A 25,809-nucleotide genomic window follows, 5' to 3' on the forward strand; every position below is an offset into this window, starting at 1 on the left:
GCATCGCGACGCTGCCCCACCGCCCGGCGAAACGGCCGTCGCGGCGGGTGCGTTGCGCGCCGAGACACCCGCTCGGATCGGAGCAGGAAGCCCGGCTTGAATCTCGACGCCGCCCGCCTCGCCCGGCCACGCGGCCGTCGCGACAGGTGCGTTGCGTGCGGAGACGCCTCGCCGAAGCAGGCGAGACCGGCTCGAAGCGGGGCTCAGGAAGCCTGGCGCTCCGGGCCGTGGTGGATCTCGACGCCGCCCGCGTCACCGAACGTGAGGCGGCAGGTGTCCGCGCGGTACGTGGCCACGGAGACCGCGGCGGTGCGTCCCTCGGCGAAGAAGCGGGTCGTCACGACGAGGACCGGCGCTCCGGGCAGGCGGTCGAGCGCCTTGGCGTCGTCCGCGCGGGCCGAGCCGAGCTCGACGGCGCGGTCCTGCCCGTCGAGACCGAGCCGGTGCAGCTCGCGCAGCACGCCACGCGCGCGTGCCGGCCCCGACGGCGCGTCGATGGCGGAGAGCTCCGTGACGGATGACATCGGCACGTACAGCAGCTCGGCGGCCACGGGCTGGCCGTGCGAGACGCGCGTACGACGCACCACGTGCACCTGCTCGTCGGGGTCGGCCGCCAGCATGCGGGCCACCGCCGCGGGCGGGACCGCCGGTGCGCAGTCGGCGGGCTGCCAGGCGTCGCCGACCTCGCCCGGCCACGTGCCTTGTGCGGATCCGACGGCCACACCCACCCGCGGCGGGGCGACGGTCGTGCCGACCCCGCGACGGCGCTGCAGCCTGCCTTCGAGCTCCAGCTGTTCGAGTGCCTGACGGAGCGTGGCGCGGGCGACACCGAACCGGGCGGCGAGATCACGTTCGTTGGGCAGGATCTCGCCGACGGCGAACTCGGAGTCGAGTGCCTCGCTGAGCACGGTCTTGAGGTGCCAGTACTTCGGCTCCGGTGCCGTTTCCAGCTGCGTGGTCCCCACCCTGTCCTCCGCAATCGCCGTGTGCCGGCGGCTTTTTAGCGCCCTTGTTTATTAAAGGTTCCTGCACTATCTCTGCGACGATAGAGCGGCACCCACCCTTGGTCAAGACCAATCCTCGATCCGTTACAGCGCGCACAGGGACGATGCCACAGAGCATTCATGTGTTGTTGGCGTCGGGTCATGCACCCGTGGCGAACAAGACAAAAACCCCCGCCCTGTAAAGGCGGGGGTCCGTCGCACGGGCAGCAGCGATGCCCTAGGGGGCGAGCCCGACCAGCTTGTCCGGGTTGCGGATGATGTAGACGTACGCGATCCGTCCGTCGACGACGTCCAGCTGGAAGAGGGAGTGCGGCTTGCCGTCGACCCGGAAGAAGACGGAGCTCGCGCCGTTGACCTCCAGGAAGCGGGCCTCCAGCTCCGCGTCCGCGGGCACACCCTTGCGGGCCGCGCCCTTGAGGAAACGGCCGACCTTGTCGGCCGTCTCGATGACGCGCAGCGGGGCCTTGGCCTTGCCGCCGCTGTCCCCGACGAGACGTACGCCCGGAGCGAGCAGGGACATCAGACCGTCCAGATCACCGCTGGTCGCCGCGGCGAGGAACCGCTCGGTCAGGTCCCTGCGCTCGTCGGGATCCACGGCATAGCGCGGCCTGCCCTCGTCGACGTGCTTGCGGGCCCGCGCCGCCAGCTGGCGCACGGCGGGCTCGCCGCGGTCCAGCGTGAGCGCGATCTCCGAGAAGGGGAAGCCGAAGGCCTCCCGCAGCACGAACACCGCGCGCTCCAGGGGCGAGAGCGACTCCAGGACGACCAGGACGGCGATGGACACGGAGTCGGCGAGCACGGCCTGCTCGGCGGTGTCGGGGACGGTCGGCCCGAAGTCCGTCACGAGGGGCTCGGGCAGCCATTGACCCACGTAGGACTCGCGGCGTGACTGCACGTGGCGCAGGCGGTCGATGGCGAGCCGGGTGGTGACGCGCACCAAGTAGCCGCGGGGTTCGCGCACTTGTGAGCGGTCGGCCGCCGCCCAGCGCAGCCACGATTCCTGGACGACGTCCTCGGCGTCGGCCACCCGGCCGAGCATGCGGTAGGCCACGCCCATCAGGACGGGACGGTGCTCTTCGAAGACGTCGGTCACGGTGTCGGTCGCCACTTCTCCATCCCAGCCGACGGGCCACGCGGTGTCCAGGCGAATTCGGTGCGTCACGCCCCACACCGGTCCGGCGGCCGTTGCCCCCGCCCTCTTGAACTGGGGGCTACTGAGCGGTAATTGTTGCTGACAAGGTGTCTAAGGTGTCTGTAGACCGTCGCCGTGCGGCGGGGACTGGAGCAACAATGGCCGCAGAGGTGTCCTTCAGCGTCGAAACCCCGGGCGGCCCACGGACGATGTCCGTCGCCTACGAACGCACGGGCCGGGGCGAGCCGCTGCTCCTGCTGCACGGCATCGGGCACCACCGCCAGGCATGGGACCCGGTGCTCGGCATCCTGGCCGCGGAGTACGACGTGATAGCCGTGGACCTGCCGGGCTTCGGTGAGTCCCCCGCCCTGCCCGACGGGCTGCCCTACGACATCACGACGGTGGTCTCCGTGCTCGGCGCGCTGTGCGAGGCCCTGGAGATCGAGCGTCCGCACGTGGCCGGCAACTCGCTGGGCGGCCTGCTCGCCCTGGAACTCGGCCGGGAGAAGCTCGTGCGCTCGGTCACCGCGCTGTCCCCCGCGGGCTTCTGGACGCCCGGCGAGCGGCGGTACGCGTTCAACACGCTGCTCGCCATGCGGCACGGCGCGCGACTGCTTCCGTTGCCGCTGATCGAACGGCTCTCGCGGAGCGTGGCCGGACGTACGGCGCTGACCAGCACCATCTACGCCCACCCCGGGCGCCGTTCACCCGAGGCCGTCGTCGCCGAGACGCTCGCGCTGCGCGACGCCAAGGGGTTCGAGCAGACCCTGGCCGCCGGGCGTGACGTGCTCTTCGACGACGACGTGCCCGGCATCGCGGTCACCGTCGCGTGGGGCTCGCGCGACCGGATCCTGCTGCGCCGCCAGGGTGTCCGTGCGAAGCACGCCGTCCCCGACGCACGGCTGGTGCGGCTGCCCGGCTGCGGTCACGTCCCGATGAACGACGACCCCGCCCTTGTCTCGCGCGTCGTCCTGGACACCTGCCGCCGTACGCCGGCCGCGTAGCACCCCGGAGCCCAGGGCCACCCCGGCTCCGACGAGGGCGCTGCCCACGGCCTGCGGGACTCCGTAGGTGCCGGTGCCGACCATGGGGGCGGTGAAGGCCGCCGCCACCGGAATGAGGCCGGAGAAGAGGGTGGCCCGCTCGGCGCCGATGCGCTGGATGCCCGAGTACCAGCAGACGAACCCGATGACGGTGACGATCGCCGCCTGCCACAGCAGGGCCGCCGCCTCGGTGGTACCGGGCATCCGCAGGAAGTTCCCGCCGTCGACCACGGCACCGATGACGGCGGACTCGGCGGCGGCGATCCCGCAGACCGTCGCGGAGAGCAGCTTCGGGCCGAGCGGGCGGAGCACGGGGACGGCGAGGACCGCGAAGCCGACCTCGCCCGCCAGCGCGCACACGGAGAAGAGGATGCCGAGCCCGTCCGTACGCCCCCAGCCCTGCACGGTGAAGGCTCCGAGGGCCACGATCAACGCCCCGTACATCACGAGGCGTTGCGGCTGTCGGCCCTCCAGGAGGGGCACGACGACCGCCACGACGACCGGGGCGCATCCTACGAAGACACCCGGTACGGCGGGTTCCGACGTGCGTTCGGCGGCGAGGATCGCCAGGTTGAAGCCGACCATGCCGACGGCGGCGAGCACGGCGAGCCGCCCCCACTGGCGGCCCGTGAGGCGGCGGAGCGGCGCCGTGCCGCCCCGCCCGAGCAGCGGCAGGAGCAGCAGGCAGGCCAGGCCGTAGCGCAGGAACTGGCCGCCCGCGTACGGGTAGTCGCCGAGGAGGCTGTTGGCGGTGAAGGAGCCGCCGACGAGGAGGCAGGCGAGGGCCGCGAGGAGGGACCCGCGTGTCAGGTTCGTGTTCATGTCCCCGACGGTAGGAACGGACGCGGACCGGTTTAAGGTCCACTTCCGGGACCGTTTCGGGGACCACTTCTGATCCTCGACGAACCGAGGAGGCGTATCCCGGTGTCATCGAGTGCGGGCCGAGCGCCCGGGACCGCCGCCTGGGAGCTGCTGCTGCCCGCCGCGGCCGCCCCTGCCCGCAGTCGCGGCCGCAGCCTGCAGTCGGCGCTGCGCGAGGCGGTGCGGTCCGGTCGCCTCGCGTCGGGGACGCGGTTGCCCTCCAGCCGTGCGCTCGCCGCCGACCTGGGCGTCTCCCGGGGGCTCGTCACCGAGGCGTACGAGCAGTTGACGGCCGAGGGCTATCTGCGCAGCGACCGTGGCGCGGGCACCTGGGTGGGCGGCGCCGCACGGAAGGCCGCGCCGGGTGCACGCGATCTGGCGCCGCGTGGGGTCCACGCGCGCGTGGACTTCATCGCGGGCACCCCCGACCTGTCCCTGTTCCCGCGCGCCGCGTGGGCGGCCGCGCACCGCGGCGTCCTGGCCGAACTCCCGCACCACGCGCTCGGATACCCGGACCCGCGGGGCCTGCCCCGGCTGCGTACGGCCCTCGCCGAACTGCTCGTACGCCGCCGGGGCGTGGTCGCGGACCCCGAGGCGATCGTCGTCTGTTCCGGCGTCGCGCAGGCCATGGCTCTGGTGGGCTTCGTGCTGCACGCGCGCGGGGTGCGCACGGTGGGCGTCGAGGACCCCGGGAGCCCGCAGCACGGCGAGCTGTTCGCCTCCGCGGACGTCGCCACGGTGCCGGTGCCCCTGGACGAGGAGGGTGTCGTCACCGGCGTGCTGAGGGAGCGGGGCCTGCGGGCGGTCGTCACCACGCCCGCGCATCAGTTCCCGCTGGGCATCGGCTATTCGGCGGGGCGGCGCGCCGAACTCCTGGACTGGGCGCGGGCCGTGGACGGTCTGGTCATCGAGGACGACTACGACGGGGACTTCCGTTACGACCGCGCCCCGGTGGGCGCGCTGCAAGGACTCGACCCCGGGCACGTGGCCTACACGGGCTCGGTCAGCAAGTCGCTCGCCCCGGGGCTTCGCCTCGGCTGGCTGCTCGTACCGGAGTCGATGACCGATGAGGTCGTCGCCCGCAAACGCATGATGGACCTGGGCAATCCGGCCCTCGACCAGGCGCTCCTCGCGCGTTTCGTCGAACGCGGGGACTACGACCGCCAGTTGCGCCGCTGTCAGCGTGCCTACCGGGAACGCAGGGACGCGCTCGTCGCCGCCCTCGACGAGCACTTTCCCGGTGCGGAGGTGTCCGGCATCGCCGCCGGACTGCACGTCATCGCCCGGCTGCCCCCGCAACGGGGCTCGCAGGCCGACTTCCTGCGGCGGGCGGCCTCGGCCGGGGTCGCGGTCCGCCCGTTGAGCGACTACGGCTCGGCCGACGGCCCCGGCGTACGCCTCGTGCTCGGCTACGCCCACCTCACTCCTGCCCGGATCGCCGAGGGGGTGCGGCTGCTCGCCGAGGCGGACCACCGGCACGGTGACGCCGTCGGGACGGTCCGGTGACAGCACGTCGTTAAGGTCGGCCGGGCCCGGTGACCGCGAGCGCCGTCACCGGGCCCGGCGGCCCGGACGAGCGGCTCGGACGCGGTGCCGGAGCAGTACGGGGGGAGCAGACCTGTGGCCGAGGCCGAAGTCATCGTCCGGCTCCGCACCCCGCAGCGTCCCGCGACGGCGGGCACCACGGGTGTGCTGGACGTCGGCAGCCTTCTGGAGCGGTGGTTCGGCGTGACGGCCGAGCCGCTGCACCCCGGCGTCGACGATCCGGCGCTCGTCGGATGGCAACGGGTCGCCGTCCCCGCCGGTGTGGACGCCGAGGCCGTCGCCACGGCCCTGCGCGGCCACCCGGCAGTCGAGGCCGCCTATGTGAAACCACCGGCGGACCTTCCGTGACGTGGTGAAGGAGTCAGCTGTGCCACAGCGATCAGGTGCGGGCAACAGCCGGGGGAACAGCAGCCCGGCTCCAGATATCGGACCACTCTTCGGACGCCCTGAGCTGGTGTGCGTCATGCGCGCCGACGCCGGGGTACGCATCACTCCCACCGGCGCCAGTGCCGCGGCGGACATCTCCGTCAGCGGTCTCGATGCCGTGGCGGCCCAGGAGGACGTCACCATCAGGCCGTTGTTCGGCACGGACCAGGAGAGGCTGCGCGCCCAGGCGGGGCCGCTGCCGGAGGCCTCGGCGGCCGAGGAGGCCATGCCGGAGACACTGGTCCGGATGGCGCTCTTCTTCCATGTCGACGCGCCGGAGGACCAGTTGGACGCGCTGGCCGAGCGGCTGCGCGCGTCGGACGCCGTGGAGGGGGCCTACGTCAAGCCCGCCGCCGCCCTGGCCGTCCCCCGGGTCGTCCCGAAGAAGGAGAGCGAGGAGGCCGAGCTGCCGCCGCTCAACGACATGCAGCCGACGGGCGCCGACGCGCCGCCGGTGACCCCGGACTTCACCGCCCGCCAGGGCTACCTCGACGCGGCTCCGGGAGGCGTCGACGCCCGGTACGCGTGGACCCTCGCGGGTGGGCGCGGCGCCGGCGTCCGGGTGATCGACTGCGAGTGGGGCTGGCGCTTCACCCACGAGGACCTGCGCCTCAACCAGGGCGGCATCGTCTCCGGCACCGGCAGCACGGACACCGATCACGGCACCGCGGTGCTCGGCGAGATCGGCGGCGACGTCAACGCGTTCGGGATCACCGGGATCGCGCCCGACGCCATCACCAGCGCGTCCGCCTTCTCCATCCCGACAGCCACGGCGATCCGCAACGCCGCCGACCGCCTCGGCCCCGGAGACATCATCCTGCTCGAGATCCACCGAGCGGGGCCGCACGCGACCGGGGTCGGCCAGGTCGGGTACATCGCCGTCGAATGGTGGCCGGACGACTATCTGGCCATCCGCTACGCCGTCAACAAGGGCATCACCGTCGTCGAGGCCGCGGGCAACGGCGCGGAGGACCTGGACCACGCCGACTACGACACCCCGCGGGCCGGCTTCCCCTCCTGGTGGCGCAACCCCTTCCGGCGCACCACGCTGGACGCGGGCGCCGTGATCGTCGGCGCCGGAGCACCGCCGCCCGGCACCCACGGCCGTCAGCACGGCCCGGACCGCTCCCGGCTCGACTTCTCCAACTACGGTGCCTGCGTGGACGCCCAGGGCTGGGGGCGCGAGGTGACCACCACCGGGTACGGCGACCTCCAGGCGGGCGCCGACCGCGACTTCTGGTACACGGATCAGTTCAGCGGTACGTCCAGCGCCTCGCCGATCGTGGTGGGGGCGGTCGCGAGCACACAGGGCGTCCTGCGAGCCGCGGGCCGTATCCCGCTGTCACCCTCGCGGGCCCGCCAGCTGCTGCGCGCCACCGGCTCACCGCAGCAGGACGCGCCGGGCCGCCCGGCGACCCAGCGCATCGGCAGGCGGCCCGATCTGCGCCAGCTCATCCCGGCGGCCCTCCAGACGAGCAGCTGGGTCGGCGTCCAGTTCCGGGGCACCCTCGCCGGGCACCGCACCGGCCGCTGGTTCACCTTCAACTGGCCCGCCCACTGGCACGTGGTGTGGACGGTCGTCCCGACAAGTCCGCGCACCGGCGCCCCGCAGATCGGCTGGAAGGTGCGGGTCGAGCGGGCCAGCGACACGTACGCGACGTACTGGATCGACGTGACCAACCTCGTGGCCGACCCGGTCGACTTCGAGGCCCGGTTCGCGGTTCTCGGATGGTGAGAGGTCTCGGATGGTGAGAGGAAAACGACGATGCGCGTAGGCACGCAGTTCACCGGCACACTCAACCCCGGGCAGACCGGGCGCTGGTTCACCTTCAACTGGCCGCAGGGCTGGCACGTCATCTGGTACTTCATGCCGACGACCCCGCAGACCGGCAGCCCGCAGATCGAGTGGGAGACCGAGGTGGAGCGCGCCTCGGCCACGACGGTCACGTACTGGCTGACGGTGAAGAACATCGGCAGCACCCAGATGAACTTCGAAGGCCGGTACGCGGTTCTCAACTAGGCGAGGGGGACGGCCATGCAGGTACACATCACGATCGCGGAGGACGCGGGCGCGGCTCCGGCTCCGGCCGCCGCCACGGAGCAGCAGCTCTCCGTGACGCGGAACGCCACGGCCGCCGCCGGTGCCGGACCCGTCATGGACGGCGGGGAGGCCCCGGGCTGGCTCACGGAACTCGTCAGGCTCGCCGACGCCGGAGAGGTGGCCAGGCCGGGCGAGGAGTCGTCGGAGGCCCGGGGGTCGTTCGACGGGCGGGCCATGGACGCCGGAAGCGCGAGGTGATCAGGGGGTAAGAGCCGCCGTATCAGGAATTGGCCCACGCGCGCGTGCAGAGCACCAGGCGGTAGCCGTCGGGGTCCTCGACGGTGACGCCCCACTCGTTCCAGTACGGGTTGGGTGACTGCACGCGCGTGCCGCCGTGCGCCTCCAGGCGGGCCACCAGGCTGTCGGGGACCTGCTCGTCGAGGTAGACGACGAGCAGGTCCTCCTCCGTGGGGCGGGGCAGGACCGGCTTGCCGGCCTCGTGGACGAGTTCGAGATGCCAGGAGGCGTCCGGCCACCCCACCATGAGCAGGTCGTGCTCGCCAGGAGCGCCACCGCCCTGCGCACGCCATACGACGTCGAGGCCGAGGCCCGCCACCCAGAAGCGCTCCGCCGTCGCGAGGTCGCGGGACGGGCGGGCGATACGTATGTGGCTCTGACCGTTGACGGGCACGGGTCCCCCTTCGCCGGGGCGCGCTCGGCCGCGCGCCTCTGTCGCCGAGCGTAGACAGCCGACGATCTCCCGGCATCGGCCCTTCGGCCTCGGGCGGACGGCCGGGCGCTGGGACCTGCGGCCTAGGCCCGCGGCTCGGGGTCTGGGGGCTCGGGTCTCGGGGCTCGGGTCTCGGGCGCCCGGGGTCTCGGCCGGGGCTGCCGTCGAAGATCCGGACGACGCGGCCTTCGCACACCGGTTCCCTTGTGCCCATGGGCAGTTGTTCACTTGTGGTTTGTGTGTGCGCCGCCGCGCACCACTAGTTGTTGCCCTGCACACTGGTCGGACCTGTCACTGGAGGCGCATCCATGTCACACCCTCAGCCGAGCCCGTCACCTCGCCGCCGCAGTGTGCTGCGCGGCTCGCTCGCCGTGCCGGCGGCGCTGGCCGTGCCCTCCCTCGCCGGGGCGGCCCCGGCGTTCGCCCGGTCCGGGCGCCCGCGGGCCGAATGGGGCGTGCAGGCCGGTGACGTGACAGCGCACGCGGGTCTGGTGTGGGTACGTTCCGACCGTCCGGCCCGCATGATCGTGGAGACGTCCGCCACCGAGTCGTTCCGCAACCCCACCCGCTGGAAGGGCCCGGTGCTGGGCCCCGACACCGACTTCACCGGGACGACACGGCTGCGCGGGCTGCCCGCGGGCGAGCAGATCCACTACCGCGTGATCCTGGCCGACCCCGACGACCCCAGACGCGCGGGAGAGCCGGTCTCCGGCACCTTCCGTACGACACCGAAGGGGCGCAAGGAGGGGGTGCGCTTCCTGTGGTCGGGTGACATCGCGGGCCAGGGGTGGGGCATCAACCCGGACCGCGGCGGCTACCGCATCTTCGACGAGATGCGCCGCAGGGACCCGGACTTCTTCCTGTGCAGCGGCGACAACATCTACGCCGACGGACCGATCCTGCCGAGCGTCACCCTGCCGGACGGCACGGTGTGGCGGAACGTGACCACGGAGGAGAAATCCAAGGTCGCCGAGTCCCTCGCGGAGTTCCGCGGCGCCTTCCGCTACAACCTGCTCGACGAGAACCTTCGGCGCTTCAACGCCCAGGTGCCCTCCATCGTCCAGTGGGACGACCACGAGGTGCGCAACAACTGGTACCCGGGGCAGATCCTGACCGACCCCCGCTACACGGAGAAGAACGTGGACGTCCTCGCCGGACGCTCCCTGCGGGCGTTCAGCGAGTACTTCCCCCTCTCGACGCTGCCGCCGGGCGACGAGGACGGGCGGGTGTACCGCGTGCTGCGGCACGGACCGCTCCTCGACGTGTTCGTCCTGGACATGCGCTCCTACCGCAACGCCAACTCGCCCGGACGGCAGCCCGACGACGCCACCGGCATCCTGGGCGCCCGCCAACTGCGGTGGCTGAAGCGCGAGCTGTCGCGTTCGCGTGCCACCTGGAAGGTCATCGCGTCCGACATGCCGCTGGGCCTCGTCGTGCCCGACGGCTCGGCGAACTTCGAGGCGGTCGCGCAGGGCGACCCCGGCGCCCCGCTCGGCCGTGAGCTGCAGATCGCCGAACTGCTGCGGCACATCAAGCACCGCAAGGTCACCGGAACGGTGTGGCTGACCGCCGACGTCCATTACACGTCGGCGCAGCACTACGACCCCTCACGCGCGGCGTTCAAGGACTTCGCGCCGTTCTGGGAGTTCGTGTCGGGACCGCTGGCGGCGGGCGGCTTCCAGGCCCTCAGGCTCGACCAGACGTTCGGCGCCGAGCAGCGCTTCATCAAGGCGCCCAACCGCTCCAACACCTCGCCGGCCGAGACCCCGCAGTACTTCGGCGAGGTCGACATCGACGGCGGCAGCGGGGACCTGACCGTGCGGCTGCGCCAGGAGGGCGGCGGAGTGCTGTTCACGAAGGTCCTGCGGCCGGGACAGGTGGGGCAGCAGTGATTTCGTCCCCGAATGCGCAACAAAAGGTCACGTCCGCACGTCGGTAAAGACCAAAGTTGAACTAAACGGACAGAAGGCGTCTTAACTCATCAGTCACAAAACGTTCGTGATCACGCAACACCCTTCCTCCACAGTGACTGCATGAGTGCTGACATGTCTGATGTGACGCGAACCAAACACGGCCGCCCCGTGCACCACTGGCGGCGCGACCTGGTGGAACTGGCCGCCCTCTTCACGGCCGTCGCTGTGGCGGACGCGGTGGCCAACATGATCGGGCACGGCCCCGACGGCCCCGCCCTGCTCGTGATCTCGGCCGTGGCGCTGCTCGCCACGGTCGGGTTCCACACATGGTGGGCACGCCGCCACAACCACGCGCCCCCGACGGCGGACGATACCGACGCCCGGCCGCACGCCGCCGGGCCGGAGGTCACAGGGGAGACGACCCTGTGGCGGATGCGCACCACGGTGCGGGACGAGCCGGGTGCCCTCGCCGCCCTGTGCACGGCGCTTGCCCACGACAAGGTCGACATCCTGAGCCTCCAGGCGCACCCGCTGGCCGAAGGCACCGTCGACGAGTTCCTGCTGCGTGCCCCCGCCGAGCTGTCCGCGGCGGAGATCACCCGGGGAATCGCGCACGCGGGCGGCTCGGGCACCTGGATCGAGCGGGCGGACGCCCACGACCTGGTGGACGCCCCCACCCGCATCCTCGGCCTGGCCACCCGCACCGCCCTGGACGCGGCCGAACTCCCGCTCGCGCTGCGGCAGTTGCTCGGCCGCTGCACCATCCGGTCACTGCCCGCGAAAGCAGGGGGCGCGGGCGGGCAGCGGGCGGACAGACCCGCCGAAGGCGCCCCCGTCGAGGGCGCGCTCGAAGGGACGGTGCTGCGGCTGCAGGCCCCTGAGGGTGAAGTGATCACCGTGGAGCGACCCTATTTGCCGTTCACGCCGACCGAGTTCGCCCGCGCGCGTGCCCTGGTCGAGCTCGACACCCGGCTCGGTCCGCGCATCCCGCACAGCCAGGACGTACTGACCCTCGCCGAGGGCAACTCCATCACCGTGCGCCGGGCCGACACCGCCGACGTCGAAGCGGCCAAGGCCATGCACGACCGCTGCTCCCAGCGGACCCTCGGCATGCGGTACCACGGCCCCGTACGGGACGCCGACCGCTATCTCACCCACCTGCTCAGCCCGCGGTTCGGCCGCACCCTGGCGGTGCAGACCGCGTCCGGGCGCGTCGTCGGCATCGGCCATCTGCTCTGGGACGGCGACGAGACCGAGATCGCGCTGCTCGTCGAGGACGACTGGCAGCGCCGCGGCATCGGCGGCGAACTGCTCGGCCGCCTGGTGTCCATGGCGGTCGAGGCGGGCTGCGAGAGCGTGTACGCGGTGACGCAGGCGTCCAACACGGGCATGGTCGCGGCCATGCGGGGCCTCGGGCTGCCCCTCGACTACCAGATCGAGGAGGGCACGCTGGTGATCACCGCACGGCTCGAGGCTACGCCGGTGAGTTCGCGGCTGCCGTACGACCAGCCGCAGGGGCGGGCGGAGCGGCACTGACCCGAGGTGCTCCGGCCAGCACGCCGATGCCGGGCGGGCAAGGACCGAGGGCGTTGTCGAGGTCCTGCCACAGGTCCTCGATGTCCTCGAGCCCGGCCGAGAGCCGCAGCAGCTTGTCGCTCACGCCCGACGAGCGCCGGTCCGCCGGGTCCACGACGCGGTGGCTGATGGACGCCGGATGCTGGATGAGCGTGTCGACGCTGCCCAGGCTGACCGCCGGGGTGATCAGCCGCACCCCGGCGGTCACCTCGTGCGGGTCGCCGATGACCTCGAAGGCGACCATGGCGCCGCCGAGCCGCGGATAGTGCACCCGGCTCACGCGCGGGTCGGCCGTCAGGCGCCGCGCGAGTTCTGCCGCGTTGGCGGAGGCGGCACGCACCCGCACCGGGAGCGTGGAGAGCCCGCGCAGCAGCAGATATCCCGCGAGCGGATGCAGCACCCCGCCGGTGGCGAACCGCACCTGCCGCAACTGCCGCGCGAACTCCTCGTCACACGCGACCACTCCGCCCAGGACGTCGCCGTGGCCGCCCAGGTACTTGGTGGCGCTGTGCAGCACGAGCCGGGCCCCGCTCTCGACGGGCCGTTGCAGGACGGGCGTCGCGAAGGTGTTGTCGGCGAGCAGCGGCACCGTCCCGCAGGCGTGGGCCACCGCGCGCAGATCGAGTTCGGCCAGGGTCGGGTTGGCCGGCGACTCGACGAGGACAAGACCCGTGTCGGGGCGTATGGCGTCGGCGATCCCGGCGGGGTCGACCCAGGTCACCTCGGAGCCGAGGAGCCCCGCGGTCAGGAGGTGGTCGCTGCAGCCGTACAGCGGGCGGACCGCGACGACATGGCGCAGGCCCGCCGCTCCCCGTACGAGGAGGACCGCGGTCAGTGCCGCCATGCCGCTGGCGAAGGCGACCGCGCTCTCGGTGCCCTCGAGCCTGGCCAGGGCGGTCTCGAAGCGGGCGACGGTGGGGTTGGCGAGGCGGGCGTACACGGGCGGGCCGTCGTCCAGGGCGCCGTCGGCGGCGAAGGCGTCGATGCGCGCGGCCTCGCCGCGGGTGTCGTACGAGGGGTAAGTGGTGGACAGGTCGATCGGTGCGGCGTGCAGACCGAGGCCCGCGAGGTCGTCGCGTCCGGCGTGCACCGCCTCGGTGGCCAGCGCCCGGGGTGCGGGAGATTCCGTGTTCGTGTCCATGCCGGACAGCCTGAACAAAGACCGGTGACCGGTCGTTGAACCCCGTGCTACGTTCGGCAAGTGGCTGATTCTGTCGTACTCGACCCGGTGGATCTCCGCATCCTGCGGCTGCTGCAGAACGATGCCCGGATCACCTACCGCGATCTCGCGGCCCAGGTCGGCGTCGCGCCGTCGACCTGCCTGGACCGTATCTCCCGACTGCGCCGCTCCGGGGTGATTCTCGGACATCAACTGCGGCTCGACCCGGCGAAGCTCGGGCGCGGCCTCGAGGCACTGCTCTCCGTGCAGGTGCGTCCGCACCGGCGTGAGCTGGTCGGCCCGTTCGTGGAGCGGATCAGGGCGCTGCCCGAGTCCCGGTCGGTGTTCCATCTCGCGGGCCCGGACGACTATCTGGTCCATGTGGCGGTGGCCGACACGGCGGACCTCCAGCGCCTCGTCCTCGACGAGTTCACGGCGCGTCGCGAAGTGGCGCGGGTGGAGACGCGGTTGATCTTCCAGCAGTGGGAGTGCGGCCCGCTCCTTCCGCCGGGCCCGGGGACCGATGACCAGGGGGAGACCTCCGGCCAATCGTGATGACGGGGAGCCGTCCCGCATACGAGGATGTCCGCATGTCAGACACGAAGATCCCCAACACGAACGAGAGCGGCGGCCCGCTGCCTCGCCAGGTCGCCGACACCTACGTCGACGAACTCATCGTCCTCGACCCCGTCAACGGCACGTTCCTCGGCGTCAGGGCCAGCCACAGCAAGCTCCCCGACACCTCGCCGGCAGGCCAGGAAGCCGTCGCGGAGCTGGCCCGCACGACCCTCGCCCGGCTGGACGAGGCGGAGCGCAGGCCCGGCGCCGACAGTGACGCCGAACGCCGGTGCGCCCGGCTCCTGCGGGAGCGGCTCACCGCCGAACTCGCCATGCACGAGGCCGACGAGGGACTGCGCGCGGTCGGCAATCTGCACACGTTTCCGCACGCGGTGCGGGAGATCTTCACCATGACGCCGATGGAGACGGACGAGGACTGGTCGGCGATCGCCGAACGGCTGCGTGCCGTGCCCGCCGCCTACGAGGGATATCGCGCGTCGCTCGAACTGGGCCTGGAACGCAAGCTGTTCGCGGCGCCACGGCCGACGGCCGTCTTCATCGAGCAGCTCGGTGAGTGGGCGGGCCCCGGTGGCGCGGAGGGCCGCGGCTGGTTCGAGGAGTTCGCCGCGGACGGGCCCGCATCGCTCAGGGCCGAGCTGGACGCCGCGGCCCGCGCCGCCACCGCCTCGGTCGTGGCACTGCGCGACTGGATGCGCGATGTCTACGCGCCCGCGATCGAGGGCGCCCCCGAGACCGTGGGGCGCGAGCGCTACGCCCGTTGGTCCCGCTACTTCAACGGCACCGACCTGGACCTCGACGAGGCCTACGCGTACGGCTGGTCGGAGTTCCACCGGCTGCTCGGCGAGATGCGCGCCGAGGCCGAGAAGATCCTGCCCGGCGCCGCGACGCCGTGGGTGGCGCTCGCCCATCTCGACGAGCACGGCACGCACATCGAGGGCGTGGAGGAGGTGCGGGTCTGGCTCCAGGAGCTGATGGACGAGGCGATCGAGGCGCTGAACGGCACGCACTTCGAACTCGCCGAGCGGGTGAAGAAGGTGGAGTCCCATATCGCCCCGCCGGGCGGCGCCGCGGCCCCGTACTACTCGGGGCCCTCGGAGGACTTCTCGCGCCCCGGCCGGACATGGCTGCCGACGATGGGCGAGACCCGTTTCCCCGTGTACGACCTGGTCACCACCTGGTACCACGAGGGTGTGCCAGGCCATCACCTGCAGATCGCCCAATGGGCGCACGTCGCGGAGCACCTCTCCCGCTACCAGGCGACCATCGGCATCGTCAGCGCCAACGCGGAGGGCTGGGCGCTGTACGCGGAGCGGCTGATGGACGAGCTCGGCTTCCTCAAGGACGCCGAGCGCAGGCTCGGTTATCTGGACGCGCAGATGATGCGGGCGCTGCGCGTCATCGTCGACATCGGCATGCACCTGGAGCTGGAGATCCCGGCGGACTCGCCCTTCCGTCCGGGCGAACGCTGGACACCCGACCTCGCGCAGGAGTTCTACGACGCGCACTGCAGCCGGTCCACGGACTACGTGGCGAGCGAGATGACCCGCTACCTCTCCATCCCCGGCCAGGCCATCGGCTACAAGCTGGGCGAGCGGGCCTGGCTCCTCGGCCGTGAGAACGCGCGGCGGCGGCACGGCGAGGCGTTCGACGCGAAGGCGTGGCACATGGCCGCGCTGTCACAGGGGTCGCTGGGGCTCGACGACCTGGTGGACGAGTTGTCCGCGCTCTAGAGGCTCCGGCCTCAGCAACCGCAGTCCTCCGCGTCCACCGGGGCCGTCAGGGCGTCGGGCGTACGTCGTTCGGCGCCCTCCCAGGTCTCGTACCCGAAGCCCTCGCGCGCCCAGTACTCGAAACCGCCCAGCATCTCCTTGACCTGGAAGCCGAGTTCCGCGAGGGCGAGGGCGGCGCGGGTCGCGCCGTTGCAGCCGGGGCCCCAGCAGTACGTGACGACCGGGACGGACTTGTCGAGGAGTTGCTCCGCCTGCTCGGGGACGCGTGCGGTGGGCAGGTGGAGCGCGCCGGGTATGTGGCCCTGGTCCCAGGACGCGGTCGAGCGGGAGTCGACCACGACGAAGCCGGGGTCGCCGTCGGCGGCCAGCGCCGAGGCGACGTCGGACACGTCGGCGTGGAAGGCGAGGCTCGCGCGGAAGTAGGCGGCGGCCGCGGCCGGGGATGCGGGCGGCACCCGCAGGACGGAGTTCGGGGCGGCGGCCGCCTCGTCCTGAGTGCCGATGCCGGTCGTCGTCTTGGCGTGCGTCACTGTGCTCATGGCCAGAAATCTACGGGGAAAGCCACACGCCCAGAAGGGATGATCACCGGCGTACCTCTTGATCGGCCGGGGATTCCCCTGTTACCTCTCAGGCATGACCGGTTATTCCACGGACGCCACCGACTGGCGCATCCTCGATGTCCTCCAGCGTGAGGGCCGCGCCAGCTACGCCGAGCTGGCCCGTGCCGTCGCCATGTCCCCGAGCGCCGTCACCGAACGGGTCCGCCGCCTGGAGGAGGCGGGCGTGATCCAGGGGTATGCGGCCGTGGTCGACCCGGAGCGCCTTGGCCTGCCCATCCTGGCCTTCGTGCGCCTGCGCTACCCCAACGGCCATTACAAGCCGTTCCACGACCTGGTCGAGGTGACCCCCGAGATCCTGGAGGCGCACCACGTCACCGGGGACGACTGCTTCGTGATCAAGGTCGCCGCGCGCTCGATGGGTCACCTGGAGGAAGTCGCGGGAAAGATCGGCGCGCTGGGTTCGGTGACCACCAGCATCGTCTACTCCTCCCCCCTGCCGAGGCGCCCGCTGGGCCGCTGAGCCGCCCGCGATGGCCCCTCACGCCCCGCCGCGCTGCCGCACGACCGACCCCGCGCGCCCCTTCTCGACCTCCAGTTGCGCGTGGACGCGGCGCCGCAGGTCCGCCACGTGACTCACGATGCCGACGCTGCGGTCCCGCTCGCGCAGCGAGTCCAGGACGTCGAGCACCTCGTCGAGCGTCTGGTCGTCGAGGCTGCCGAAGCCCTCGTCGATGAAGAGCGTGTCCAGCCGTACGCCACCGGCCTCGTCGGTGACGACGTCCGCGAGCCCGAGCGCGAGGGCGAGCGAGGCGAAGAAGGTCTCACCGCCCGAGAGCGTGGACGTGTCGCGTTCGCGGCCCGTCCACGCGTCGACGACGTGCAGCCCGAGGCCCGAACGGCCGCGCCCCGTGCGGTCGTCGGAGTGGACGAGGGTGTAGCGGCCCGACGACATGCGCCGCAGCCGCGCGGTCGCCGCGGCGGCGACCTGTTCGAGCCGCGCCGCGAGGACGTAGGACTCCAGGCGCATCTTGCGTTCGTTGTCCGCCGACGTGCCCGCGGCGAGGCCCGCAAGGCGCGCCACGCGGTCGTGGTCGGCGCGCAGCGGCGCGAGCCGCCGGGCTCCGGCGGCCGACCGCTCGGAGAGCCGGTCGAGTTCGGCGCACCGCCGCGTGGCCGCGTCGAGCGCGGAGGCCGCCGCCCGGGCCCGCTGGTCGGCGTGCTCGGCGGCTTCCTGGGCCGCCCCGAGGTCGGCCGGCGGCTTCTCGGCGGCGGCGGCCGCGTCCGGCTCGGCGAGGAGGGAACGCACGGCCGCCTCCTCGTTCTGCCACGCGTCGATACGGCGCTGCAGCTCGCGGTGGCCCGCGTCGTCGAGCAGGGCTTCGGCCGCGTCCTCCGGCGTGTCGAACCCGGCGCGGAAGGCGGCGTCGGCGAGTCGCGCGTCGGCGTCCTTGAGGCGCTGGGCGGTGTCGTCGGCGGCGCGCGCGGCCTCCGACGCCTCGGTCAGGAGTGCGGCCTGCCGCTCCAGCTGGGCGGCCCGCGCGGCGACGCTGCCGCTGGCTCCCCGCGCGCGGGTCAACTCGTCTTCGAGCACAGCCTGTTCGCGCTCCTGGGCGTCCCGCAGGGTGGCGCGGGACGCGGCCCGCACGACGGCCTCCTGCCGTGCGGCGACCCTGCGGTCGTGCTCGCGCTCGGCCTGGGCGAGGGCCTCCCTCGCGGCGTGCAGCCCGGAGGCGCGGCTGCGCGCTTCGGCGTGCTCCCTCCGCAACTCCTCGACGAGTGCGGCGAGTTGATCGACGGAGGGCCCCTGACGTACGACCTCGGGATCGTCGGTGCCTCTCTCCCCGCCGGACGACCCCAGGGCCGCGGCGGCGGCCGCCGCCAGTGACTCGCGCACCTCGCCGAGCTGCCGTTCCTCCTGCGTGCGCGCCTCCTCCGCCTGCCGGTAGGCGGCGAGCGCCGACTCCTCGGTGGCGCGGTCGACATGTCCTGCGCTCCGCGGTGCGGGCGCGGGGTGTTCGGTGGCTCCGCAGACCGCGCAGGGGGTGCCGTCGGCCAGACCGGCGGCCAGTTCCGCCGCGATGCCGGTGAGGCGCTGTTCCTTCAGGGCGAGCCAGTGTTCGTGGGCCGTGGTGGCACGCTCACGGGCCGCCAGGGCGCGTTCGTGCGCGGCGGTCGCTTCCCCGGTGAGCCGGTCGCGGCGGCGGGCCGCGTCCAACCTGCCTTGTGTGGGCTCCAGTTGACCCGCGAGGTGCTCCGCGCGCGTCGCCGCCTCCTGGGCGGCTTCGATGCGCTCCTGGAGCGCGGTCCTGGTCGTTTCCCAGCCGTCGAGCCAGCCCGCGGCCTCACGGAGGAGCTCGTCGTCGGCGCGCTCCTCGCGCTCCAGGGACGTGCGCTCCGCGCCGAGTTCGGTCAGGCGCCGCTCGGCGCGCCGGGCGGATGCGAGGCCGCCGAGTTCTTCGGCGGCCTTGCGCGCGGCGGCGGCGAGTCCCGCCGCGCCGGAGTCGGCGAACGTGGCGGGCAGCTGCCCCCTCGCCCGTGTCTCGTCGGCGCTCGCGCGGCGGTGCTCCTCCTCGGTGGCGCGGCGCAGGCCGAGCGCGGGGGCGACCCGTTCGGCCTTGCGGGCGCGCTCCATCCGGTCAAGGCGCTCGCGGTGTTCCCCGGCCCACTCCTGCAAGCGCCCGGCCCGCTCCCGCGCCTGGGCGAACCGCGTCTGCAGCCGGTCGAGTTCGCGTACGTCGTCCAAGCGGCGTCCCGCGGCGGCTTGCGCGGACTCGGCCGCCATGAGCGCGCACTCGGCGACCGTGCGGCGCTCGCGGGCGCTGGTACGGGCGACGGCGGCCCAGGTCAGCACGGACTCGGCGAGCCCGGGGTCGCCGGGTGAGAGTTCGGGCAGCGGCGACTCGGCATCCTCGAGGCCGCCCCCGGCGGCCTGCTGCATCCGGTGCGCGTCGGCGAGGAGCTCCCTGTCGCCTTCCCGCACCGCGCCCTCGGCCTCGCGCCGCTGCTCGGCGAGACGCTGCTCGACCGCCGCGAACCTGCGCGTGTCGAAGAGCCGCCCGAGGAGTTTGCCGCGGGCCTCGGCATCGGCCCGCAGGAAGCGCGCGAAGTCGCCCTGCGGCAACAGCACCACCTGGCAGAACTGCTCCTTGCTCATGCCGAGCAGCTGCGTGATCTCCTCGCCGATCTCCTGGTGGGAGCGGCTGAGGTCCTTCCAGGCGCCATCCTGCCCGGCTTCCCCGGCCTCGTGCTCCCGGAGCCAGCTCTGCGCCTTCTCCATGGTGGTGCCGGTGCCGCGCTTCTTGGGGCGCTCCCACGGCGGCTGCCGGGTGACCTCCAACCGGCGTCCGGCGACGGTGAGTTCGAGGCACACCTCCGTCCGCACGCCGGGCTGCGCGTGGTCGCTGCGCAGCGTCACGCCCTGACCGCTGCCCTGCCGGGGACCGGGCACCGAGCCGTACAGGCCGTAGCAGACGGCGTCCAGGACGGATGTCTTGCCCGCGCCGGTCGGTCCGTGCAGCAGGAAGAGGCCGGCGGCCGAGAGGTCGTCGAAGTCGATGTCCTGGGTGGTGCCGAAGGGGCCGAACGCGGTGATCCTCAGCCGGTGCAGCCTCATCGGGCCACCTCGCGCAGCGTGTCGTCGCCGCGGACGGTGTCGAACGCCGCCCGCAGCACCGCCTGTTCGGGTACGTCGGGTCCCGCGCCCCGCACATGGGTCACGAAGTCCTCCGCGATCTGCTGGTCGCTACGGCCCTTCAGACGCTGGGCGTACGAGACGTCCGGGTCCTCGGGGGCGCGTTCGGGGTCGAAGACGAGGCTGAGGGTGTGCGGGAAGCGCTCGCTGACGCGGGCCATGGGGTCGTCGGGGCGCACCGGGTCGGTCAGCGTCGCCTCGACCCAGGCGTCCTCGTGGCGGGCGAGCCCCGGGTCGGTGAGCAGCGTCTCGATGTCGCCGCGGATGCGGGCGAGCGGGCGCGGCACCGGGCAGTCGATCCGCTCGGCCGCGATCTCCCCCGCGGGTCCCAGGTCCACGAGCCACATGCTCTTGCGGTGCGTGGACTCGGAGAACGAGTACGGCAGCGGGGAGCCCGAGTAGCGCACGCGCTCGGTGATGGCCTGGCTGCCGTGCAGGTGGCCGAGCGCCACGTAGTCGACGCCGTCGAAGACGCCGGACGGCACGGCGGCGACCCCGCCGATCGTGATGTCCCGCTCGCTGTCGCTGGCCTCGCCGCCGGTGACGAAGGCGTGGGCGAGGACGACGGAACGGGTACCCGGCGTGCGGCCCGCCAGGTCGGCGCGGACCCGGTCCATGGCGGCGCCGAGCACCGCCTCGTGCCCGGCCCTCGGCACCGCGAACTCGTCCTTGACCAGGGCAGGTTCGAGATAGGGAAGGCCGTAGAACGCCACGTCCCCGTGGTCGTCGGCCAGGACCACCGGGTCCGCGCAGGCGGCGGGCGCGGTGCGCAGGTGTATGCCCGCGCGGCCGATGAGACCGGCGCCGACGCCCAGGCGGCGCGCCGAGTCGTGGTTGCCGGAGATCATCACCGTCGGGACGCCCAGGTCCGCGAGCCGGTGCAGCGCGTCGTCGAAGAGCTCGACGGCCGCGAGCGGCGGTACCGCCCTGTCGTACACGTCGCCGGACACGACGACGGCGTCCACCTCGCGCTCACGCGCCGTGGTGATGAGGTGGCCGATGAAGTCGGCCTGGGCGCCGAGCATGTTCACGCGGTGGAACGCCCGGCCCAGATGCCAGTCGGACGTGTGCAGAATTCTCAAGACGCCGCTCCGGCCCGCATGCTCGCTTTCCCCTCCTAGGCCGCGGAACCAGCACCGCCCCAGCACGGGCCTCGCCGACAGCACCCACCACGCTAGCGCCTGTCGGCACCTGCTCCCTCACGAACGTCGATGTGTCACGGAGAGGACGGCGGCTGCGCGGGCTGCGACGCGGGCGGCTGCTCCTGCTCCGAGGAGGGCGTCAGCGGGGCGGACGGCGAGGAGGGTTCGCCGGAGGAGGGCGGCACGGAAGAGGGCGAAGAGGATGAAGGGGATGAAGAGGGCGAACTCGACGGGGAGGACGAGGACTCGGACGGTGACGGGGACGGCTGGTTCACCGGCGGCTCGGTCTTCGTGTCCCCGGCACCCGTGTCGCCCTTGTCACGTTCGAACCAGTCGCCGCTCTCCGGGTCGTACATGACGAAGGCGTTCACGACCTGCGTGGCCGGCGCCACGACCACGACGTTCGACGACCGGTAGCCGGGCCAGGCGTCACCTGTCGGCTTCGGGGTGCTCTTCTGCGCGACGGGGGGCAGCAGCGGGTTCCCGCAGGCGCAGCGCACCCGGGGCACGCCCCGGTCGTCGACGAGCACGGCGGTCCCGGCCTGGAGGACCGCCTGATAGGCGGTGGGGGCGCCGTCGCGGTAGCCGTGGTTGGTGACGCGGGTGTCCATGCGCAGCTGTACGGGGGTGAGGGCCCGCAGGTACGCGGGGACGGCGGACGCCTCGATGTCGAGGACCGAGGCGAACGCCTTGTTCTTCGCCGGGTCCTTCCCCAGGGCGTCCACCTGCTTCTCCACGTCGCAGCTGCCGACCTTCCGCGTGCCGCCGTAGAGGCCGGGAGCGGCGCCGTCGACGCCGCGCGTCACGTTGGCCGACGCCGAGGAGCTCGGCAGGGCGCTCGGGGACGGCGGCGTGGCGTCGTCCCGGGCCGTCGACTCGGTGAAGGGGTCAGGGCCTTGCTTCCCCGCGGGCTGCAGGGCCACTTCGCCGCCGGACTTCGAGGTGCCGCCGTCCGGCCGCGTGAGGACGACGGTCAGCACCACGGCGGCCACGAGCACCAGGGAGATCGCCGCCACGCGCGGCGCCGACTTCCACCAGGGGCGGTCCGGTGCCGGGCCCCCACCGGGTCCCGGTTCGGGGCTCGCGCCACCGGGCGGCGGGCCCGGAGGTTCCGGTGGGCCGCTCGGTGGGCCGCTCGATGGCCCGCTCGATGGGCCCGAGAGCGGGCCGGACGGAGGTCCTGTGGGGCGTCCTGACGACGGCGGTTCGGCACTCACGAGCACTTCTTCCCTGCGTAGGGGATGTACGGCGCTCAGACCCGGTAAGGCAAAGGCATGCTTTCACTCGATCCGTACGCCTATTTCCGTTACGCGCCTATTGTGTGTCCCGCCTCCCCGGGACCCGCAAGCCGACGCGGTCGGCCCTCCCGACGGGCGGACCCCGGCGGCGCTGCTTAGCGTGACAACGTGAGCGACCAGACACCGCCCGGGCAGACAGGCGCGCAGCGCGCGTCCGAGAACCGGCGGGCCCCCCACGGCTGGATCCACGCCCTCCTCGCGGTGCTCGCCGCGCTGGTTGGCATGGCCGTCGTCGCCACGCTCGGCCTGTGGGCCGCCGGGGCCGCGGATCTGCCCGACGGCGCGTTCCCCCGTGTCGTCGCGGCCGTCGTCGTGATGGCGGTCGGCGGCTCCGTCGGGCTCTCCGGTGACGCCGGGGCGATCGCCGAGACGAACGCGGGCCTCTCCGTGCTGCCCCTCTCGGTCACCCTCACCGGGGCTCTGGTGATCGCCGCCGGGTTCCTCAGGCCGCTGCGGCACCGGGCCGTCGCCGACACCCGGGAACTGGCCGGCTGGGCCGCGCGGTTCGCCGTGCTGTGGGTGCTGCTCCTCGTCGGACTCGGCCTCCTGGCGCGCCACCGGTTCAAACTCACGCTCGGGGAGGGGCCCGCGGCCGACATCGGCGATCTGCTGGACGCCTCGCCCGAGGTCGGCTTCGAGACGGATGTGCCGCTGACCCTCCTCTTCGGGCTGCTGTGGCTGGCGGGTGTCCTCCTGGTGGCGCTGCTGGTCTCGCGCGGCGCGCCGCTCCCGGCCCGCCTGGTGCGCTTCCAGGAGTCGGTGCGTCCCGCGGCGCACGCCATGGTCGTCCTGCTGCTCGCGTACGTCGCCCTGGGGCTCGTCGCCGGCCTGGTCGTGGCGGTGACCAAGGGGCACACGGCCGAGACGTTCGCGGTGCTGCTGCTCGGCCTTCCCAACCTCGTCTGGCTCGCCTTCACCATCGGGCTCGGTGCGTCCTGGGAAGGCCGCGTGGACGGTCCGTTCGGGCTGCCGATGCCGAAGGTCCTCGACGAGGTACTGCGCACTCCGACCGATTCCACGCTCAACCTGCACACCCTCTCCGAGCACGACGGGCGGGTGTGGTGGCTGCTGGTGGTCGCGGCGGTCATGGTCCTGGGGGCCGCGTTCCTGATGGCGGCACGCTCACCGGCCCGGATGCGGGCCTGGCAGCACGCCGTGCACATGGCGGTGGCGCTGACCCTGACGGTGCTCGCGGTCTGTCTGCTGGCCCGTGTGTCCGCCCACTACGGCCTGTCGCTCCTGGGCATCGGCGATCTGGGCGGCGGCCTGTCGGGCCTGGTGAAACTGCACCCGAATCTGGGGACCGCGCTGATCCTCGCCGTGGCGTGGGGTCTGGTGTCCGGTTTCGTCGGCGGCTTGCTGGCGCGCGGGGTGCGGCGACGCGGCGAGGTGAAGTGAGTACGCGCTAGCCGGGCAGACGCCGGAAGACCGGGCGCGCCCAGCCGGGCGGTTCCGGGGGCGCTCCCGGGTCCGCCGTAGCTCCGACGACCCCGAGGTCCACCTGAGTGGGGGCATGGCCCTGCTCGCTTCCCGTGGCCGCGGCGCGCAGTGCGGCCGCGAATTCCAGGCAGGAGCCGTACCGCTCCTCCGGGCGCTTGGCCAGCGCCTTCGCGAGGACGCCGTCGAGGGCGGCGGGGATCTCGGGGCGCTGCTCCGTCAGGCGGGGCGGCTGGTCGTACTGGTGGGCCCAGAGCAGCGCCATGTCGTCGTCACGCTGGAACGGCGGCCCGCCGGCCATGGTCTCGTGGACGACGCAGGCCAGGCTGTAGACGTCGCACCGCCCGTCCACGGGGCGTCCCGAGATCTGCTCGGGCGCCACATAGTCGAGGGTCCCGACGAACTGCCCCACGGTGGTGAACCCGGTCAGCGACAGCGACTTCTTCGTCAGGCCGAAGTCCGTGAGGTAGACGTGCTCCGGGTGGTCGCTGTCCGTGCCCTTGGCCACGAGGATGTTGCCGGGTTTGACGTCGCGATGGACCAGGCCGTGATCGTGGGCCGCGTCGAGCGCGGAGGCGACCTGCGCGGCGATGCGGAGGGCGGCTCCGACGGGGAGCGGACCCGAGTCGTCGAGCAGATGGCGCAGGTCGAGCCCGGGAACGTACCGCATGGCGATGTAAAGCACGCCGTCCGTCTCCCCAGCCTCAAATACCGGCACGATGTGCGGATGCTCGATCGCGGCGGCCACGCGTGACTCGTGCGTGAAGCGCTGCCGGAAGGTGTCGTTGCGCGCGAGCTCGGGTGCGAGCAGCTTCAGGGCGACGGTCCGGTCCAGGCGCAGATCCTTGGCACGGTAGACGACGGCCATCCCGCCACGCCCGATCTCACACTCGACCCGATACCCGGCAATCTGCTCCCCCACCAACTCGGAGGACCGCCCGGAGCGAGCACTCGCCCCCGCCACGTCCCCCATCACCGCTCCCCGGCCGGAGCCGCCGGCCCGGGGTCGGCGGTGACGGGAGGGATACGACGGGTGGGTTCGTCGGCGGGGTCGTCGCGGGGCGTCGCAGGGGCGCGGCGGGCATCGTCGCCGTACGAGGCAGGGTCACCGCGGTGCGTCGCGGGCGCGGACACAGAGCCTTCGCCGTCCGTCGCAGGGGCGCGGCGGGCGTCATCGCCGTACGACGGAGGGGCGAGCCCTGCATCGCCCTCACCGCCCCGCGCGGGGGCCGTCCCCGAGCCGGACACGGCCTCGACCACCTGCGTCGGCTCGGGAGAGCCGGCCCCTCCCCCGGCCCACTCACCCGCAGACCGGCCCGCATCACCGGAACCCCCGACCACCCGCGTCGGCTCCGGACCCGCAGGCCCCCCGTCACCGCCACCGGCCTCCCCCCGCGCTCCGTCGACGCTCGGCCCCTCCTCCACCGCGTAAGTGCTGAGGCGGGCCCCGTCGCAGTACACCCACCGTTCGTGTTCGGCGTCGTAGAGCCACATCGCGTCGCCGTCCACGACCACGCCCACCCGCAGTCCGCGCGTCCGCTGACGGAAGGTGTCGGCGTCGGTCTCGGCCGTCGCCAGGTCCCGCGTCGCGCGGCGGTAGTCGATCAGTGCCGCCTCGGTGCGTGCGAGGAGCGGGGCCGGGTCCGCCGTACGGGTCAGGGGGTGGCCGGCGGCGGGCGGGTCCGCCGATACGGCGATCAGGAGGCGGCCGTCGACCCAGGCCGACCAGTCGTTCGCGCAGACGATCCGGGCCCAGTCACCGAGCCGGTCGACCAGTTGGACGGGCAGGAGCGCGTCGAGCGGCGCCGTCGGGCGGTTCACGTCCGGGGCCTCCCAGGCGGAAAGACCGTCCTGGGGGACGACGTGCGTGGGGCGGAAGTCCGCTGTGGTCATGTCGTCCACTCCTGCTCCCTTGCCCGTATCCGCTCCCCCCACCGCGCGCC

Annotated in this window: 22 protein-coding genes and 1 pseudogene; 12 read left to right on the top strand and 11 right to left on the bottom strand. The window is 73.0% G+C overall.

What is annotated here, in order from left to right; all coding sequences use genetic code 11:
* Positions 1-203: 203 nt before the first annotated feature.
* Positions 204-965, bottom strand: coding sequence for a GntR family transcriptional regulator (locus AB0M70_RS23075; protein WP_365822161.1), 762 nt, complete (start codon positions 963-965; stop codon positions 204-206).
* Between the two features lie 256 nt (positions 966-1,221).
* Positions 1,222-2,112 (bottom strand): RNA polymerase sigma factor SigJ, encoded by an 891-nt coding sequence (gene sigJ / locus AB0M70_RS23080; protein ID WP_365822392.1) that lies wholly within the window; start codon positions 2,110-2,112, stop codon positions 1,222-1,224.
* Positions 2,113-2,294: 182 nt separating this feature from the next.
* Between sigJ and AB0M70_RS23085 the strand changes: the two genes are divergently transcribed.
* Positions 2,295-3,140 carry an alpha/beta fold hydrolase gene (locus AB0M70_RS23085; RefSeq protein WP_365822163.1) on the top strand — a complete coding sequence of 282 codons (846 nt, stop codon included), beginning with the start codon at positions 2,295-2,297 and terminating at the stop codon, positions 3,138-3,140.
* Between the two features lie 24 nt (positions 3,141-3,164).
* Here the strand turns inward: AB0M70_RS23085 and AB0M70_RS23090 are convergent.
* Positions 3,165-4,001 (bottom strand): annotated as a pseudogene (locus AB0M70_RS23090) (EamA family transporter); the annotation flags it as partial.
* Between the two features lie 102 nt (positions 4,002-4,103).
* On the opposite strand from AB0M70_RS23090, the gene AB0M70_RS23095 reads away from it, so the two are divergent.
* The 5 genes from AB0M70_RS23095 to AB0M70_RS23115 all read left to right on the top strand — a co-directional run bounded on the left by AB0M70_RS23095 (position 4,104) and on the right by AB0M70_RS23115 (position 8,310).
* Positions 4,104-5,546, top strand: coding sequence for a PLP-dependent aminotransferase family protein (locus AB0M70_RS23095; RefSeq protein WP_365822165.1), 1,443 nt, complete (start codon positions 4,104-4,106; stop codon positions 5,544-5,546).
* A gap of 114 nt (positions 5,547-5,660) precedes the next feature.
* Complete coding sequence (locus AB0M70_RS23100) at positions 5,661-5,933, top strand: hypothetical protein (protein ID WP_365822168.1); 273 nt, start codon at positions 5,661-5,663, stop codon at positions 5,931-5,933.
* Positions 5,934-6,048: 115 nt separating this feature from the next.
* On the top strand, positions 6,049-7,746 hold the full coding sequence (locus tag AB0M70_RS23105; RefSeq protein WP_365822170.1) for a S8 family peptidase: 1,698 nt from the start codon (positions 6,049-6,051) through the stop codon (positions 7,744-7,746).
* Positions 7,747-7,776: 30 nt separating this feature from the next.
* On the top strand, positions 7,777-8,031 hold the full coding sequence (locus AB0M70_RS23110) for a hypothetical protein (RefSeq protein ID WP_365822172.1): 255 nt from the start codon (positions 7,777-7,779) through the stop codon (positions 8,029-8,031).
* Between the two features lie 15 nt (positions 8,032-8,046).
* On the top strand, positions 8,047-8,310 hold the full coding sequence (locus AB0M70_RS23115) for a hypothetical protein (protein ID WP_365822174.1): 264 nt from the start codon (positions 8,047-8,049) through the stop codon (positions 8,308-8,310).
* Between the two features lie 22 nt (positions 8,311-8,332).
* On the opposite strand, the gene AB0M70_RS23120 is transcribed toward AB0M70_RS23115, so the two are convergent.
* A complete protein-coding gene (locus tag AB0M70_RS23120) occupies positions 8,333-8,743 on the bottom strand; it encodes a VOC family protein (protein WP_365822176.1) in 411 nt (136 codons plus the stop codon).
* A gap of 347 nt (positions 8,744-9,090) precedes the next feature.
* Here AB0M70_RS23120 and AB0M70_RS23125 point away from each other — a divergent pair, with 347 nt between their 5' ends.
* Entirely contained in the window at positions 9,091-10,674 is a 1,584-nt protein-coding gene (locus AB0M70_RS23125) for an alkaline phosphatase D family protein (protein WP_365822178.1), read from the top strand.
* Positions 10,675-10,815: 141 nt separating this feature from the next.
* Positions 10,816-12,231: a GNAT family N-acetyltransferase gene (locus tag AB0M70_RS23130; RefSeq protein ID WP_365822181.1), complete on the top strand. Its 1,416-nt coding sequence runs from the start codon at positions 10,816-10,818 to the stop codon at positions 12,229-12,231.
* On the opposite strand, the gene AB0M70_RS23135 is transcribed toward AB0M70_RS23130, so the two are convergent.
* Positions 12,170-13,411, bottom strand: coding sequence for a PLP-dependent transferase (locus AB0M70_RS23135; protein WP_365822183.1), 1,242 nt, complete (start codon positions 13,409-13,411; stop codon positions 12,170-12,172). The two genes, AB0M70_RS23130 and AB0M70_RS23135, sit on opposite strands and share 62 nt — an antisense overlap.
* A gap of 60 nt (positions 13,412-13,471) precedes the next feature.
* On the opposite strand from AB0M70_RS23135, the gene AB0M70_RS23140 reads away from it, so the two are divergent.
* Together AB0M70_RS23140 and AB0M70_RS23145 are read left to right on the top strand one after the other, a co-directional pair.
* On the top strand, positions 13,472-13,984 hold the full coding sequence (locus AB0M70_RS23140; protein ID WP_365822185.1) for an Lrp/AsnC family transcriptional regulator: 513 nt from the start codon (positions 13,472-13,474) through the stop codon (positions 13,982-13,984).
* A gap of 35 nt (positions 13,985-14,019) precedes the next feature.
* The gene (locus AB0M70_RS23145) at positions 14,020-15,738 is read left to right on the top strand and encodes a DUF885 domain-containing protein (RefSeq protein WP_365822187.1); all 1,719 of its coding nucleotides are present in this window, start codon (positions 14,020-14,022) and stop codon (positions 15,736-15,738) included.
* 11 nt (positions 15,739-15,749) lie between these two features.
* On the opposite strand, the gene AB0M70_RS23150 is transcribed toward AB0M70_RS23145, so the two are convergent.
* Entirely contained in the window at positions 15,750-16,277 is a 528-nt protein-coding gene (locus tag AB0M70_RS23150; protein ID WP_365822189.1) for a rhodanese-like domain-containing protein, read from the bottom strand.
* A gap of 94 nt (positions 16,278-16,371) precedes the next feature.
* Here AB0M70_RS23150 and AB0M70_RS23155 point away from each other — a divergent pair, with 94 nt between their 5' ends.
* The gene (locus AB0M70_RS23155) at positions 16,372-16,818 is read left to right on the top strand and encodes an Lrp/AsnC family transcriptional regulator (protein ID WP_365822191.1); all 447 of its coding nucleotides are present in this window, start codon (positions 16,372-16,374) and stop codon (positions 16,816-16,818) included.
* An 18-nt stretch (positions 16,819-16,836) separates the two neighbouring features.
* On the opposite strand, the gene AB0M70_RS23160 is transcribed toward AB0M70_RS23155, so the two are convergent.
* The 3 genes from AB0M70_RS23160 to AB0M70_RS23170 form a co-directional block, all read right to left on the bottom strand.
* Positions 16,837-19,911 carry an SMC family ATPase gene (locus AB0M70_RS23160; protein WP_365822193.1) on the bottom strand — a complete coding sequence of 1,025 codons (3,075 nt, stop codon included), beginning with the start codon at positions 19,909-19,911 and terminating at the stop codon, positions 16,837-16,839.
* Positions 19,908-21,071 carry an exonuclease SbcCD subunit D gene (locus AB0M70_RS23165; protein WP_365822195.1) on the bottom strand — a complete coding sequence of 388 codons (1,164 nt, stop codon included), beginning with the start codon at positions 21,069-21,071 and terminating at the stop codon, positions 19,908-19,910. Before AB0M70_RS23165 ends, AB0M70_RS23160 begins: the two co-directional genes overlap by 4 nt.
* A 134-nt stretch (positions 21,072-21,205) precedes the next feature.
* Positions 21,206-22,348: a DUF6777 domain-containing protein gene (locus AB0M70_RS23170; RefSeq protein ID WP_365822197.1), complete on the bottom strand. Its 1,143-nt coding sequence runs from the start codon at positions 22,346-22,348 to the stop codon at positions 21,206-21,208.
* 303 nt (positions 22,349-22,651) lie between these two features.
* Here AB0M70_RS23170 and AB0M70_RS23175 point away from each other — a divergent pair, with 303 nt between their 5' ends.
* Entirely contained in the window at positions 22,652-23,827 is a 1,176-nt protein-coding gene (locus tag AB0M70_RS23175) for a streptophobe family protein (RefSeq protein ID WP_365822394.1), read from the top strand.
* A 7-nt stretch (positions 23,828-23,834) separates the two neighbouring features.
* Here the strand turns inward: AB0M70_RS23175 and AB0M70_RS23180 are convergent, their stop codons facing one another.
* Both AB0M70_RS23180 and AB0M70_RS23185 read right to left on the bottom strand, forming a co-directional pair.
* Positions 23,835-24,839 (bottom strand): serine/threonine-protein kinase, encoded by a 1,005-nt coding sequence (locus AB0M70_RS23180; protein ID WP_365822199.1) that lies wholly within the window; start codon positions 24,837-24,839, stop codon positions 23,835-23,837.
* Positions 24,839-25,759 (bottom strand): hypothetical protein, encoded by a 921-nt coding sequence (locus AB0M70_RS23185; RefSeq protein ID WP_365822201.1) that lies wholly within the window; start codon positions 25,757-25,759, stop codon positions 24,839-24,841. The genes AB0M70_RS23180 and AB0M70_RS23185 overlap by 1 nt, the downstream gene beginning before the upstream one ends.
* Between the last annotated feature and the right edge of the window lie 50 nt (positions 25,760-25,809).

The sequence above is a fragment of the Streptomyces sp. NPDC051214 genome, assembly GCF_040682375.1.
Classification (GTDB): Bacteria; Actinomycetota; Actinomycetes; order Streptomycetales; family Streptomycetaceae; genus Streptomyces.

Bases quoted from the DNA above. Each gene is read 5' to 3' on its own strand.
- AB0M70_RS23085 (WP_365822163.1), top strand. From the start codon at position 2,295: ATGGCCGCAGAGGTGTCCTTCAGCGTCGAAACCCCGGGCGGCCCACGG.
- AB0M70_RS23105 (WP_365822170.1), top strand. From the start codon at position 6,049: ATGCGCGCCGACGCCGGGGTACGCATCACTCCCACCGGCGCCAGTGCC.
- AB0M70_RS23110 (WP_365822172.1), top strand. From the start codon at position 7,777: ATGCGCGTAGGCACGCAGTTCACCGGCACACTCAACCCCGGGCAGACC.
- AB0M70_RS23115 (WP_365822174.1), top strand. From the start codon at position 8,047: ATGCAGGTACACATCACGATCGCGGAGGACGCGGGCGCGGCTCCGGCT.
- AB0M70_RS23125 (WP_365822178.1), top strand. From the start codon at position 9,091: ATGTCACACCCTCAGCCGAGCCCGTCACCTCGCCGCCGCAGTGTGCTG.
- AB0M70_RS23130 (WP_365822181.1), top strand. From the start codon at position 10,816: ATGAGTGCTGACATGTCTGATGTGACGCGAACCAAACACGGCCGCCCC.
- AB0M70_RS23135 (WP_365822183.1), bottom strand. From the start codon at position 13,411: ATGGACACGAACACGGAATCTCCCGCACCCCGGGCGCTGGCCACCGAG.
- AB0M70_RS23145 (WP_365822187.1), top strand. From the start codon at position 14,020: ATGTCAGACACGAAGATCCCCAACACGAACGAGAGCGGCGGCCCGCTG.
- AB0M70_RS23150 (WP_365822189.1), bottom strand. From the start codon at position 16,277: ATGAGCACAGTGACGCACGCCAAGACGACGACCGGCATCGGCACTCAG.
- AB0M70_RS23155 (WP_365822191.1), top strand. From the start codon at position 16,372: ATGACCGGTTATTCCACGGACGCCACCGACTGGCGCATCCTCGATGTC.
- AB0M70_RS23160 (WP_365822193.1), bottom strand. From the start codon at position 19,911: ATGAGGCTGCACCGGCTGAGGATCACCGCGTTCGGCCCCTTCGGCACC.
- AB0M70_RS23175 (WP_365822394.1), top strand. From the start codon at position 22,652: ATGGCCGTCGTCGCCACGCTCGGCCTGTGGGCCGCCGGGGCCGCGGAT.
- AB0M70_RS23180 (WP_365822199.1), bottom strand. From the start codon at position 24,839: ATGGGGGACGTGGCGGGGGCGAGTGCTCGCTCCGGGCGGTCCTCCGAG.
- AB0M70_RS23185 (WP_365822201.1), bottom strand. From the start codon at position 25,759: ATGACCACAGCGGACTTCCGCCCCACGCACGTCGTCCCCCAGGACGGT.